Source organism: Pseudomonas sp. P1_F7, from assembly GCF_056405655.1.
This window is the reverse complement of record NZ_JBFUBR010000002.1, coordinates 172185-185048: the sequence shown is the minus strand read 5'-3', so window position 1 is coordinate 185048 and position 12864 is coordinate 172185. Positions and strand designations below refer to the sequence as shown.

General features: G+C 60.8%; 14 protein-coding genes. All 14 read left to right on the top strand.

Annotated elements, in window-relative coordinates; genetic code table 11:
* Nucleotides 1-13: 13 nt before the first annotated feature.
* Nucleotides 14-739 (top strand): ABC transporter ATP-binding protein, encoded by a 726-nt coding sequence (locus AC1D1M_RS02575; protein WP_477774379.1) that lies wholly within the window; start codon nt 14-16, stop codon nt 737-739.
* A 3-nt stretch (nt 740-742) separates the two neighbouring features.
* Nucleotides 743-1453 (top strand): ABC transporter ATP-binding protein, encoded by a 711-nt coding sequence (locus tag AC1D1M_RS02570; protein WP_477774378.1) that lies wholly within the window; start codon nt 743-745, stop codon nt 1451-1453.
* Between the two features lie 2 nt (nt 1454-1455).
* Nucleotides 1456-2319: a branched-chain amino acid ABC transporter permease gene (locus AC1D1M_RS02565; protein ID WP_223533672.1), complete on the top strand. Its 864-nt coding sequence runs from the start codon at nt 1456-1458 to the stop codon at nt 2317-2319.
* Nucleotides 2319-3353: a branched-chain amino acid ABC transporter permease gene (locus AC1D1M_RS02560; protein WP_477774377.1), complete on the top strand. Its 1035-nt coding sequence runs from the start codon at nt 2319-2321 to the stop codon at nt 3351-3353. The genes AC1D1M_RS02565 and AC1D1M_RS02560 overlap by 1 nt, the downstream gene beginning before the upstream one ends.
* 85 nt (nt 3354-3438) lie before the next feature.
* On the top strand, nt 3439-4368 hold the full coding sequence (locus AC1D1M_RS02555; protein WP_477774376.1) for a LysR family transcriptional regulator: 930 nt from the start codon (nt 3439-3441) through the stop codon (nt 4366-4368).
* 280 nt (nt 4369-4648) lie between these two features.
* Entirely contained in the window at nt 4649-5143 is a 495-nt protein-coding gene (locus AC1D1M_RS02550) for a cupin domain-containing protein (protein WP_477774375.1), read from the top strand.
* Nucleotides 5144-5191: 48 nt separating this feature from the next.
* Nucleotides 5192-6211, top strand: a complete 1020-nt coding sequence (locus AC1D1M_RS02545) for a hydroxyquinol 1,2-dioxygenase (protein ID WP_477774374.1) — start codon at nt 5192-5194, stop codon at nt 6209-6211.
* 93 nt (nt 6212-6304) lie between these two features.
* Entirely contained in the window at nt 6305-7768 is a 1464-nt protein-coding gene (locus AC1D1M_RS02540; protein WP_477774373.1) for an aldehyde dehydrogenase family protein, read from the top strand.
* Nucleotides 7769-7776: 8 nt separating this feature from the next.
* On the top strand, nt 7777-8844 hold the full coding sequence (locus AC1D1M_RS02535; RefSeq protein WP_477774372.1) for a maleylacetate reductase: 1068 nt from the start codon (nt 7777-7779) through the stop codon (nt 8842-8844).
* Between the two features lie 37 nt (nt 8845-8881).
* Nucleotides 8882-9754 carry a dioxygenase family protein gene (locus tag AC1D1M_RS02530; protein WP_477774371.1) on the top strand — a complete coding sequence of 291 codons (873 nt, stop codon included), beginning with the start codon at nt 8882-8884 and terminating at the stop codon, nt 9752-9754.
* Between the two features lie 54 nt (nt 9755-9808).
* Complete coding sequence (locus AC1D1M_RS02525; protein ID WP_477774646.1) at nt 9809-10075, top strand: YciI family protein; 267 nt, start codon at nt 9809-9811, stop codon at nt 10073-10075.
* Entirely contained in the window at nt 10072-10425 is a 354-nt protein-coding gene (locus AC1D1M_RS02520) for a Rieske (2Fe-2S) protein (protein WP_477774370.1), read from the top strand. The genes AC1D1M_RS02525 and AC1D1M_RS02520 overlap by 4 nt, the downstream gene beginning before the upstream one ends.
* A gap of 67 nt (nt 10426-10492) precedes the next feature.
* Nucleotides 10493-10921, top strand: coding sequence for a hypothetical protein (locus AC1D1M_RS02515; protein WP_477774369.1), 429 nt, complete (start codon nt 10493-10495; stop codon nt 10919-10921).
* Between the two features lie 173 nt (nt 10922-11094).
* Nucleotides 11095-12705, top strand: a complete 1611-nt coding sequence (locus AC1D1M_RS02510; protein WP_477774368.1) for a mechanosensitive ion channel family protein — start codon at nt 11095-11097, stop codon at nt 12703-12705.
* Nucleotides 12706-12864: the final 159 nt, after the last annotated feature.

Here is a 12864-nt window from a genome sequence, read left to right as displayed (position 1 = left end):
ACATGGGTGCACCATGCAACAACCACTTCTGCAAATGACCGATGTACACAAAAGCTATGGCTCGGTGAAGGTCACGGATGCAATCAACCTGACCCTGCAACCGGGTGAAGCGCTGGGCATCATCGGTCCCAACGGCGCGGGTAAAAGCACGCTGTTCAACCTGATCGCCGGTGGTGTCGCGGCCGACAAAGGACAGATCCATTTCGAAGGCCGCAACGTCACCCGCGAACCGGTGTTCAAGCGCTGCCAGCAAGGCATCGGCCGTTCCCACCAGATCCCGCATCCGTTCGTGAAAATGACCGTGTTCGAGAACCTGTTGGTGGGCGCGACCTTCGGTGCGCGGCTGCGTGACAAGGAAGCCAGTCAATGGTGTGCGCTAACACTGGAACTCACCGGCCTGATGCGCAAGGCCAATGTGCTGGCCGGCTCACTGACCTTGCTCGACCGCAAACGCCTGGAAATGGCCCGGGCCTTGTCGACCCAACCGCGCCTGTTGTTGCTCGACGAAATCGCCGGTGGCCTGACTGAGCCGGAATGCCTGGCACTGGTGGAAACCATTCAGGGCATCCACAAGTCTGGCGTCGCCATCATCTGGATCGAGCACATCGTGCATGCCTTGCTGGCGGTGGTCAGCCGTCTGACGGTGATCAACTTCGGCGCCAAACTGGCCGAAGGCGAGCCGCGCAGCGTCATGGCCGACCCTCGGGTCCAGGACATCTACATGGGCATCGGGAGCTGAGCCATGACAACCCCTTCAAACCTTTTGTCCATCGACAAACTCTGTGCCGGTTACGGCGACTTTCAAGCGTTGTTCGACATCAGCCTGAGCCTTGATGCCGGTGAAACCGTGGCGATCATTGGTTCCAACGGCGCGGGCAAATCAACATTCCTGCGCTCACTCGCCGGGCTGATCAAAAATCAGCCGGGCGCCATCCACTTCAAGGGCCAGGCCATCGGTGACCTGGCGGCCAATCAGGTGTTGGAGCGGGGCATCGCCCTGGTGCCGGAAGGCCGCAAGCTGTTTCCCTCGCTGACGGTCGAAGAAAACCTGCTGATCGGTGCCTACAGCAAACGGCCGGGACCGTGGACGCTGAAGCGGATCTATCAGCTGTTTCCAGTGCTGGAAAAACTGCGCAAGCGTCCCGGCACGGCGCTGTCGGGTGGCCAGCAGCAGATGGTTGCGATTGGTCGGGGCTTGATGGCCAACCCACACTTGCTGCTGTGCGACGAGATTAGCCTGGGCCTGGCACCGACGACGATCAAGGACATCTACGCTGCGTTGCCCTCGATCAAGGCCGACGGCACCACGGTGATTCTCGTCGAGCAAGACATCAATCAGGCACTGAGTGTGTGTGACCGCTTCTATTGCTTCCAGGAAGGGCGCGTGTCCCTGACCGGTCGACCTGGGGATGCGGACAAAGCACAAATCAAAGCCGCGTATTTCGGGATCTAGTGATGGAATGGCTCAATACTTTGCTTCAAGGCATGTTGCTCGGTGGCCTGTACGCGATGTTCGCGGTGGGGCTGTCGCTGATGTTCGGCATCATGCGCCTGGTCAATATCGCCCATGGCGACTTCATCGTGCTGGCGTCGTACCTGGCGCTGTTGGTGGTCAATCATCTGGGGTTCAGCCCGCTGGCGAGTCTGCTGATCGTGGTGCCGCTGATGTTCTGTTTCGGCTATCTGCTGCAACGGCTGTTGCTCAACCGCACGCTGGGCTCAGACATCCTGCCGCCGTTGCTGGTGACGTTCGGCCTGTCGATCATCGTGCAAAACGTATTGCTGGAGTTTTTCAGCGCCGATAGCCAGAAGCTGTCCCAGGGCGATCTTGAGGTTGCCAGTGTCGGCTTCGGCAGCTTGAGCGTAGGGGTGATGCCGCTGATCGTGTTCGGCAGTGCGTTGCTGATCATCGGCGGCCTGCAACTGCTGTTCTACAAAACCTCGTTGGGCCGGGCGTTTCGCGCCACGTCCGATGACCAGCACACCGCGCGGCTGATGGGCGTCAATAACGCGCACATCTTCGGCCTGGCCATGGCGCTGGCGATGGCCGTGGTGTCGATTGCCGGGGTGTTTCTGGCGATTCGCACCAGCTTCGACCCCACCGTGGGGCCGGCGCGGCTGTTGTACGGTTTCGAAGCGGTGATCATCGGTGGTTTGGGCAGTCTTTGGGGCACGCTGGCCGGCGGGGTGATTCTCGGCGTTGCGCAAACCCTGGGGGCAAAGATCGATCCCGGCTGGCAAATCCTCGCCGGTCATCTTGTGTTTCTGCTGATCCTGGTCGTGCGCCCGCGTGGCCTGTTTCCCCGGAGTGTCGACTGATGAATGCCTTGAACAACCCAGCACTTAGGTTTCGCGTACAACGCACGACCACCAGCAGCACCATCGGCCTGTCCCTGCTCGGGCTCTGTGTACTGGTGTTGCTCAGCGCACCACTGTGGGCCGATCGCGCCAGTCTGCGCCTGGTGGTGGAGTTCGCCTACTACCTGGCTTTGGCGCAAATGTGGAATTTGCTGTCGGGGTACGCCGGCATGGTTTCGGTGGGGCAGCAGGCCTTCGTTGGCCTGGGTGGGTATCTGCTGTTCATGCTTGCGAGCCAGTTCGGCGTACCGCCATTGCTCGCGGTTCTGCTGTCCGGGGTGCTGGTCGCGTTGCTGGCGATTCCCACGGCGCTGATCGTCTTTCGCCTGCGCGGCGCTTACTTCGCCATTGGCACGTGGGTGGTGGCGGAGGTCTTCCGGCTGGGCCTGGCGCAGATGAGCAGCCTCGGTGGTGGTTCCGGGCAAAGCCTGCCGGCGGCAATTGTGCGGCAGATCGGCAATGACCGGGACGGGCGCGAAACGCTGATTTATTTCACCGCGCTGGCCATCGCCATTGCCGCCGTGGCAGTCGTGTTTTTTCTGCTGCGCTCGCGTCAGGGTCTGGCACTGGCATCGATTCGTGATTCTGAACCCGCATCCGGCAGCCTCGGGGTGGATACGTTCCGTACCAAACTGATGGTCTATGTACTGGCCGCCGGTTGCACAGGTGTGGTCGGGGCGTTGATCTTCCTGCAAAAGCTGCGCATTTCCCCGGACGCCGCGTTCAGCCTGCAGGACTGGACGGCGGTGGTGATCTTTATCGTGATCATCGGCGGCATTGGCACCCTGGAAGGCCCGTTGATTGGCACGCTGATTTACTTCGTGTTGCGCGGTTGCCTGGCGCAGTACGGTGCGGTGTACATGATCATCCTCGGCGTGGTCGCGGTGGTGATGATGCTCAAGGCCCCGCAAGGGGTGTGGGGGTTGATCAGCGAACGCCTGGGCTGGCAGGTTTTCCCCATGCAGCGACGGTTGTCCGTTCAGCCCCGGCCATGACGTGCAGAACGGATCTGGAGTGCGAGGTGCCGAAAGGCTAACCTCGCTGTTCCTATAAGAACAAAAGCATCCAGAGAACCTGCCTATGGATCGTTTACTCAGTGTCGAAGCCTTTGTGCGGGTGGCCGAAACCGGCAACTTTGCCAAGGCGGCCCAGCAACTGGGCGTGACCCGCTCGGTGATCACCCACCGCATCCAGCAACTGGAACAGTTCATCAACGCGCCGCTGTTTCATCGCAGCACCCGTCATGTACGGCTCTCCGAAGTGGGCGAGACCTACTACAAGGAATGCGCCGACATGGTCGCGGGTTTCAATTCGCTGACCGAACACATGCGTGAACTGCGGGCCAAACCCACCGGCAAGCTGCGCGTGCAGATGCTGCCGGGTTTTGCCATCGGTCACTTCGGCCGCATGCTGGCCGAGTTCACGCGCTTGTACCCGGACATCGAAGTCGACGTGATCGTCAACGACCGGGTGGTGGACCCCATCGAAGAAGGTTTCGATGTGGCGTTCCAGATGTTCCCGCCGATGGCCGAAACCCTGATCGAGCGCAAGCTGTTCAGCGTGCGCCGATTGTTCTGCATGTCGCCTGATTACGCCGACGAATTCGGCGTGCCCAGCCATCCCCAGGAACTGTTGCAACACAAGATCGCCTTGTACGAAGGCTATCCGTCGCGCAACCGCTGGATCTTCACCCGCGACGACGAGCAAGTGGAACTGAGCCTGCCGGGCCAGGTGCGTTCGAACTCTGTGCATTTGCTGCGCGATTACGCGCAGACCGGTGTGTGCATTGTCTGCCTGCCGACGTTGGTGGCCAGCGATGACTTGCTCAGCGGCCGGCTGATTCCGGTGCTGCCGGAATATGCGTTGTCCTCTTTCAACTTCTCGGCGGTGTATCCCGCCACCCAGCGCCGGGCCTTGAAGGTGCGTACGTTGATCGACTTTCTGGTGGACAACTTTGGCGATGAGCCATGCTGGGACAAGCCCTTGCTGGAGCGTGGCTGGGTCCGCTGAAAATATAGGTCGCTGGACTGATCACGAAACCTGTGGGAGCGAGCTTGCTCGCGATGACGGCGGCACATCCAACATCGATGTATCGGATAGGCCGCTATCGCGAGCAAGCTCGCTCCCACAAGGATTGCGGTGTTCAAAACCTTAACTGATCGGCATTAGGTCCATGGTTTCAGTGTTTGCGTTTCGCAAACACTGTTGTCGCCGGTCCTCTAATTGTTCGCAGAGCGGGTGCGACGTACTGTTGGCTCACTGTTACTACAACAACAAAACGGTGAAAACCATGAGTAGCGCTGCAATCGAAACGGTATTCGGCTCGCTGGACAACTACACCAAAGGGTCGGTTGAAATCATCAGCGGCCAGGCCAGCCACTACGCCTTTTCCAACATTTTCGAAGTGGCCGATCTTTCCGGCCCTTATGAAAAGGTCGTGGTCGGTTTCAACCTCGGCTACGTCGTCGAAACCCTGCGCGCCGAAGGCCAGTCGCCCTGGTACACCGCAGCGCACGATGAATTCGCCATCGTCATGGACGGTGAAGTGCGGGTGGACTTCCTCAAGCTCGATGCGCCGTTGAAAGCCGGCGAGGGCACTCATCTGGCCGGTGAAATGCCGGCGGGCAAACCGATGGGCTACGTGTTGCTCAAGCGCGGCCATCAGTGCCTGTTACCGGTCGGCACTGCCTACCGCTTCGAAGCCAGCCGCCCGGGTGTGATCCTGCAGCAGACCATCAAAGGCCCGTTGTCGGTCGAGAAATGGGCAGACATCTGCTTCAAGTGATCTGCCGCGCCCGACCGCCCAATCCACAAAAACAAGAGGAATCCCGCCATGGCCATGCTTGAAACCGCTGCCGAAACCGCCCACCTTGCCGACGATGAAGTCCAGGTCAGCGCGCCCCATGCCGTCACAGGCTACTGCTCATTCAAACTCGGCGCCTTCGAACTGTCGCGTGACGAGTATTTCGCTCGCATCACCTGGCCGGCCAAAGGCCAGACCCGCTCGCACCTGATTCCGGTCGACGCCTTCCTGCGCGCCATGATGCGCGACGTGGCCTGGGGTTTTTTCTACGGCTGGGTCAACTTTGACCACGTCATCGGCACCCGCAACTACTACGGCAAGGTCGACCTGTACGCCGGGACCTTCAACGGCACGCTCAAAGCGGCCGGGGTCAATTACACCGAAAACTTCGAAACGCCGCTGATCATGGCCACCTTCAAGGCCATCCTGCGGGACTGGACCAACGCCACCTTCGACCCTTTCGCCGCCCCGGAAGAAACCGGTAGCGCGTTCGGCCGCAAGAACGGCAACAACATCGAAGCCATCGAGCGCTCCCGCATCGCCACCAAACGCATGCCGGGCCTGAAAGATGACTCGCCGCTGCGTGACGACTTGCCGGTCAACCGCCAGTTCATCGATGTGCCGCAGGATGAACCGCAAGTCCACGCCGCCGAAGGCTTCGAAGGTGAGCTGCATGCGTTCAACCTGTTCAAGTACCTGTCGCGTTCCGACGTGACCTGGAACCCGTCGGTGACCTCGGTGTGCAAGGCCAGCCTGTTCTGCCCGACCACCGAGGAGTTCATCCTGCCGGTGTTCCACGGCAATGACCGCATCGAATGGTTCTTGCAGATGTCCGACGAAATCATTTGGGACGTCGGCGACAAGGACGACGGCAATCCCCGTGCGCGCATCACCATGCGTGCCGGCGACATCTGCGCCATGCCCGCGGACATCCGTCACCAGGGCTACTCGACCAAACGCTCGATGCTGATGGTCTGGGAAAACGCCACGCCGAACCTGCCGCAACGCTACGAAAGCGGTGAGCTCAAGCCATATCCGATCGAGTTCTAGGACTTCGTGTCCGGCCCGGTCTCGCGCCGGGCAAAACGCTCAAGAATCACTTCGTCAAACACTGCGCCTGCCGCGTGGTGCGAGGAAACCATTATGCAAAATCAGCTTTATATCGATGGCCGTTTCGTGGACGCAGTCGCCGGCGGCACCATTGACGTGGTATCGCCCCATGACGGTTCGTTGATCACCCGCATCGCTGCCGCCGAAGCCGCTGACATCGACCTGGCCGTTGCCGCCGCCAAACGTGCGTTCCCGGCCTGGTCTGCTTTGGGCGCCGCCGAGCGCGGACGCCTGTTGCTTAAACTGGCCGACAAGATCGAAGAGTGCGGCGAAGAACTGGCGCAGCTCGAATCCCTCAATACCGGGCACCCGATCCGCGATTCCCGTGGCCTCGACGTGCCGCGCACGGCGGCGTGCTTCCGTTATTTCGGCGGCATGGCCGACAAGATCGAAGGTTCGGTAATACCGGTCGAAGCGGGGTTCCTCAACTATGTGCAACGCAAGCCGATTGGCGTGGTGGGGCAGATCGTGCCGTGGAACTTCCCGCTGATGTTCACCAGCTGGAAAATGGGCCCGGCGCTGGCGGCGGGTAACACCATCGTGATCAAGCCTTCGGAAATCACCCCGTTGTCGACCTTGCGCATTGTCGAGCTGATGACCGAAGTCGGCTTCCCCAAAGGCGTGGTCAACGTGGTGCCGGGCTACGGCCATACCGCCGGGCAAGCGCTGGCCGAACACCTCGATGTGGGCAAGATTGCCTTTACCGGTTCGACCGCCACCGGGCGCCGGATTGTCGAAGCCTCCCAAAGCAACCTCAAGCGCATTCAGCTGGAACTGGGCGGCAAGGGCGCCAATATCGTGTTTGAGGACGCCAACCTGGACGCGGCGGTGAACGGTGCGGCCTGGGCGATCTTTCACAACCAGGGCCAGGCCTGCATCGCCGGCTCGCGGCTGATTCTGCACAAAGACATTGCCGACCGCTTCCTGGAGCGTTTCATCGCCCTGGCCAAGTCCATCCGCCTGGGCGATCCCCTGGACCCGGAAACCGAAATGGGCCCGCTGACGTCGGCGCTGCACCGCGACCGGGTGATGGCCTACATCGATATTGCCATCGAGCAGGGCGGCAAGGTCCTCGCCGGCGGCAAGGCACCGGACGATAAAGCGTTGGCCAATGGGTTTTATGTCGAGCCAACGGTGGTCGAGGCCAAGCCCGGTGACCGCGTTTTCCAGGAGGAAGTCTTCGGCCCGTTCGTGACCGTGGTGCGCTTTGGCACCGACGAAGAAGCCCTGGCCATCGCCAACGACTCTGAGTACGGACTTGGCAGCGGCCTGTGGACGCAGAACCTCAGCCGCGCACACAAAATGGCTGACGCGATTCACGCCGGCATGTGCTGGATCAACTGCTACAAACGGGTCAACCCGGGCAGCCCGTTTGGCGGAGTCGGTCAATCCGGTTATGGCCGGGAAATGGGCTTCGAGGCGATCCATGATTACACCGAAGCCCGTTCGGTCTGGGTCAATGTCGACGCCAATATCCCGCCGTACTACAAGCGCTGAGGCCAGTCATGAATCCTTTTGTTTACCAAAGTCTGCCGACCCGTGTGGTGTTCGGCTGGGGCAAGCTCTCGGCGCTGGCGGAAGAAATTCAGCGGCTGGGCGCCCGGCGTGCGCTGATCCTCACTACGCCGAAACAGCATGGGCTCGGCGAACAGGTCGCCGCATTGCTCGGTGATCGTGCGGCCGGGGTCTATCCCAAAGCCGTGATGCACGTTCCGCTGGAAGTGGCGCAAGCGGCGCGCGATGAAGCGGCGCGGCTGGATGCCGATTGCTGCGTGGCCATTGGCGGTGGTTCGACCATCGGCCTGGGCAAGGCGATCGCCATGGATTCCGGCCTGCCGATCGTGGCGGTGCCGACTACCTACGCCGGTTCCGAGATGACGCCAATCTACGGGCTCACCGAAAATCGCCTGAAGAAAACCGGGCGTGATATCCGGGTATTGCCCAAGACCGTGATCTACGACCCGCAATTGACCCTGACCCTGCCATCGCAGATATCCGCCTGCTCGGGCATGAACGCCATGGCCCATGCCGTCGAAGCGCTTTACGCCCAGGACGCCAACCCGATCATCGGTTTCATGGCTGAAGAGTCGATTCGCTCACTGGCGCAGGCCTTGCCGGGCGTGGTCAACCGTCCCGATGACCCCGAGGCGCGCAGCCAGGCGTTGTACGGCGCGTGGCTGGCGGGCATTTGCCTGGGCTCGGTCGGCATGGCCTTGCACCACAAGCTCTGCCACACCCTGGGTGGCACGTTCAATCTGCCCCATGCCCAGGCGCACGCCATCGTCTTGCCCCACGCTGCGCATTACAACCGCGAAGCCGCGGCGGGGCCATTGCAACGGGCTGCACGTGCATTGGGTGGGAGCGAGGCGAGTGAGGTCGGTGCCTTGTTGTACGCACTGAACCAGAAACTGGGTATTCCACTGGCCCTGGCAGATATCGGCTTTCCGGCAAACGGCCCGGCCGAAGCCGCGCAAATCGCCTGCGCCAGCCCTTACTACAACCCGCGGCCGTTTGAACAAGGCCCGATTGAGGCGTTGTTGAACCGTGCTCTGACAGGTCTGGCCCCAGCCTGATCTGCCAGCCACTCTTATCCTCGTCGGAACAACAACAATGACCGATCAAGACAAAGCCATGGAGTCACTGATCTCCCAACAGGCAGTGAACAGCTTCAACGACGCGCCCAACGCGCGTTACAAACAGATCATGCAAAGCCTGGTGCGCCACCTGCATGCGTTTGTCAGTGAGGTCGAATTGACCGAACAGGAGTGGTTCGAAGGCATTGGCTTTCTGACCGACACCGGGCACAAATGCGATGGCCTGGTGCGTCAGGAATTCATTCTGCTGTCGGACACCCTTGGCGTTTCGATGCTGGTCGATGCGATCAACCATCGGCACAGCGTAACGGCCACCGAAACGACCGTGTTCGGGCCGTTCTACATCGATGGCATGCCGGATCGCGAGTTCGGCGAAAACATGGCCTTCACGCCGGGCGAAACGGCGCTGGTGCGCGGGCGCGTGGTCGACATCCACGGCAACGCGTTGGCCGGTGCGGTGCTGGACGTCTGGCAAACGGCTGAAAACGGCATGTATTCCGGCCAGGACACCGAACAACCTTTCGGCAACTTGCGCGGGCGCTATCGCACCGACGCCGATGGCTGCTTCGCGATTCGCACCATTGTGCCGGTGGCTTATCCGATACCGACCGATGGCCCGGTGGGGCGCATGCTCGACGCTGCCAACCGGCACGCGTGGCGGCCAGCGCACCTGCATTTCATGATTGATGTACCGGGTTATCGCAAACTGGTGACGCACCTGTTCAATCACGATGATCCGTACCTGGCGTCCGACGCCGTGTTTGGGGTCAAACAGTCGTTGCAGGTGATTTATGAAGATCTGAGCACCCACGACGATGTGTCCGCCAGGCTAGGTATGGAAGTGCCGTTCAAGCGTGCCTGTTATGAATTTGTCATGGAATCAGCGTGAATCATGGGCCAGTTCTTTGCGGTATTTGCCACTGATCATTCGGACTGCCAGGCGCTGCGCCAGCGTCTGCGGCCCAGTCACCAGGCGCATTTACGTGCCACCGGGGACCATCGGGTGGTCGTGCGCCTCGGCGGTCCCATCCTCGACGATGCAGGAGCGTCGATGACTGGCACGTTGCTGGTCATTGAGGCGGGCAGTCTGCCGGAGGTGGAAGCGTTCATGCAGGACGACCCCTACGTGCAGGCAGGCCTGTTCGCCAGCATGCAGATTCGCCCCTGGCACTGGAGCCTTGGCAACCCGGAACTGCGCGGTTTTCCATGACCACCATTACCTTGTGCCAACTCGATGACATTGCCGACGGCGGGGCGTTGGGACTGCCGCAGCACCGGCAATTGCATCCTGCCGGGCTGGTGGCGGTGCGTCAGGGCGAACAGGTGTGGGTGTACGTCAACCGCTGCCCGCATTTCTCGGTGCCGCTGGACTTCAATCCGCAGCAGTTCTGCACTTATCGCGGCAAGGTCCTGATGTGCGCCCATCACAGCGCGATGTTTCGTTACGACGACGGGCACTGCATCGACGGCCCGTGTAAAGGCGCGCAACTGGAGGCCGTGCCGGTGCGTTGGATCGACGACCGACTGGTGATGGAGATCGAGCCCACCGCCGGTCAGTAACCGGGTGGCTGACGGGGGCTGATCTAAACTCCTGTTGGGGGTGAACCACGTTCATCCGGAGGTCATCATGAAAAAATTGTCACCCATCAGTCTGTGCCTTGCCTTGTCGGTTTTGAGTGCCCCGGGATGGGCGCAATCGGTGGTGCCGATGAAAGGGCAAAGTTCGCAACAAACCCAGGCCGACATCAACGAATGCAACAGCATCGCCGCCAGCCAAAGCGCCTCGACGTCTTCCACGCCTTCCGGCGGGAGGGTCAAGGGTGCCGCTGTGGGGGCTGCCGCTGGCGCGACGGCTGCCCAGGTGCGCGGCAATCAGCACGACGAGGCTTATGACCGCGTCGATAGTGATGTGCAACAGGAATACCGCCAGAACCGCGCCAAGGAGAAGCTTGCTCGCGATGGCGGCGGCACATTCGACATCCCGGTGCCTGATCCACCGCTATCGCGAGCAAGCTCGCTCCCACAGGGGACTTCAGTGTTTTCTGAATCCGGTTAATTACGCGCTTTCTGCTGCTTGAGCCACTTTCATGGGCTGGTGCCGGGGCACTGTTTCAAGGAAACAGACCCATGGGGAAACTGCCTGTAGCTCTAATCTGACAACCGTTCATCGGTGAACTACGCTGCGATACGTACCCTCGATTTGAAATTCGTGACGTAAGGATCCGACACATGCGGAGCAGGCTGCTCGCTGTAATGTTTACTGTTTTCGGGATGTTTTGGTCGGTGCAATTGTGGGCCGAAGACGCACCGAAGGTGGTTGATGCTCCCGTTGAATTGAAAGTGGCCAACCGCAGCATCATGGTGTTTCGCGCGACCCTCCTCGGTGAAGCCCCGGCCTCGCGGGTCAAACGGGCGAAAGTGGTGATCGGTGAGGCGCTGGATGACGCCGACGACCTCAATGTCACCCTCGACCCGATCATGAAAAGCTACATGGTGCTGCTGGGTAGCCGGCGCGCCTTTATCGTTTCGCCCAAAGACTTCGACGAGACCGAATACGACTCGGTACAGCAGGCCGCCGAAGCCGCGGCTGACAAGCTGCGCCAGGTCGTGGCCGAAACCCGGGAAGCCCGCAGCCTGCAATTGATCCTGCGCTCCGTAGTCGCTGCGCTGCTCGCCACCGGCGTTTACATCGCTCTGCTGTTCGGCATGATGCTTGTGCGGCGCAAAGTGCTGAAGAAACTCCCCGAACTGATGCATCGGCACACCCAGGCCCTGAAAGTCGGACGGGTCCCGCTGGTCGACGCCAATTTCCTGTATCCGTTGGCCAGCCGCCTGCTGGAGCTGGTGCGCTGGGTCGTCGTGTTGCTGCTTACGTACGAATGGCTGGGCTTTGTCCTGTCACGCTTTCCCTATACCCGCCCCTGGGGCGAAAGCCTTAACAACTATCTGCTGGAGCTCGGCGGTTATCTGCTGCAAGGGATTGTCGGTGCCATACCCGGGCTGGGCGTGGCGCTGGCGATCTTCTTTATCGCCCGCGGCGCAACCGCGTTCATGCGGCGGATACTGCGGCGCATGGCTGTACCGGGAACCCTGAGCTGGTTGAACCATGAAACCCTGCAACCGACCCAACGCCTGACGTCCCTGGCGATCTGGCTGTTTGCCCTGGCCATGGCCTATCCGTACCTGCCGGGTGCGGGCACCGATGCATTCAAAGGCTTGTCGGTGTTGATCGGTCTGATGATTTCCCTGGGCGCCACCAGCGTAGTGGGCCAGGCGGCGGCGGGGTTGATCCTGACCTACACCCGAACCCTGCGCCCCGGCGAATTTGTGCGCATTGGCGACTATGAAGGCACGGTGACCGAACTGGGCATGTTTACCACCAGCATTCGCACCGGTCTGGGCGAGGTGCTGACCCTGCCCAACTCGATGATCACCGGTACGGTCACCAAGAACTACTCGCGGGTGGTACAAGGCCCCGGCTACGTGGTCGACACCATCGTGACCATTGGCTACGACACGCCATGGCGGCAGGTGGAGGCGATGTTGCTGGAGGCCGCAAAACGCACGCCGGGGATTCTCGAAGTGCCGCCGGCCCAGGTGTTCCAGACGGCATTGTCTGACTTCTACCCGGAATACCGGCTGGTGGCCCAAGCCATTCCCAGTCAGCCTCGTCCGCGCGCCGTGCTGCTGAGCATGCTGCACGCCAACATCCAGGATGTGTTCAACGAATACGGCGTGCAGATCATGTCGCCGCACTACCTGGGTGATCCGCAACAGGAGAAATGGGTGCCCAGGGACAAGTGGTACCCGGCCCCCGCGCAGGAATCGAAGGAATCCTGACCCCGGTGATTGGTTTTACCGTGTGTTATGCGATTTCCAATGTGTTGCTGGCGGTGTGTGAGCCGATCATTGTGTTTGTGGTGGCGGGGTAGTTGTGCGCATGCAATTCGCAATGACCATCTATCGTGCTTGATCATCCCGGGTTATTAGATGTGATTT

Bases quoted from the DNA above. Each gene is read 5' to 3' on its own strand.
- AC1D1M_RS02575 (WP_477774379.1), top strand. From the start codon at position 14: ATGCAACAACCACTTCTGCAAATGACCGATGTACACAAAAGCTATGGC.
- AC1D1M_RS02570 (WP_477774378.1), top strand. From the start codon at position 743: ATGACAACCCCTTCAAACCTTTTGTCCATCGACAAACTCTGTGCCGGT.
- AC1D1M_RS02565 (WP_223533672.1), top strand. From the start codon at position 1,456: ATGGAATGGCTCAATACTTTGCTTCAAGGCATGTTGCTCGGTGGCCTG.
- AC1D1M_RS02560 (WP_477774377.1), top strand. From the start codon at position 2,319: ATGAATGCCTTGAACAACCCAGCACTTAGGTTTCGCGTACAACGCACG.
- AC1D1M_RS02555 (WP_477774376.1), top strand. From the start codon at position 3,439: ATGGATCGTTTACTCAGTGTCGAAGCCTTTGTGCGGGTGGCCGAAACC.
- AC1D1M_RS02550 (WP_477774375.1), top strand. From the start codon at position 4,649: ATGAGTAGCGCTGCAATCGAAACGGTATTCGGCTCGCTGGACAACTAC.
- AC1D1M_RS02545 (WP_477774374.1), top strand. From the start codon at position 5,192: ATGGCCATGCTTGAAACCGCTGCCGAAACCGCCCACCTTGCCGACGAT.
- AC1D1M_RS02540 (WP_477774373.1), top strand. From the start codon at position 6,305: ATGCAAAATCAGCTTTATATCGATGGCCGTTTCGTGGACGCAGTCGCC.
- AC1D1M_RS02535 (WP_477774372.1), top strand. From the start codon at position 7,777: ATGAATCCTTTTGTTTACCAAAGTCTGCCGACCCGTGTGGTGTTCGGC.
- AC1D1M_RS02530 (WP_477774371.1), top strand. From the start codon at position 8,882: ATGACCGATCAAGACAAAGCCATGGAGTCACTGATCTCCCAACAGGCA.
- AC1D1M_RS02520 (WP_477774370.1), top strand. From the start codon at position 10,072: ATGACCACCATTACCTTGTGCCAACTCGATGACATTGCCGACGGCGGG.
- AC1D1M_RS02515 (WP_477774369.1), top strand. From the start codon at position 10,493: ATGAAAAAATTGTCACCCATCAGTCTGTGCCTTGCCTTGTCGGTTTTG.
- AC1D1M_RS02510 (WP_477774368.1), top strand. From the start codon at position 11,095: ATGCGGAGCAGGCTGCTCGCTGTAATGTTTACTGTTTTCGGGATGTTT.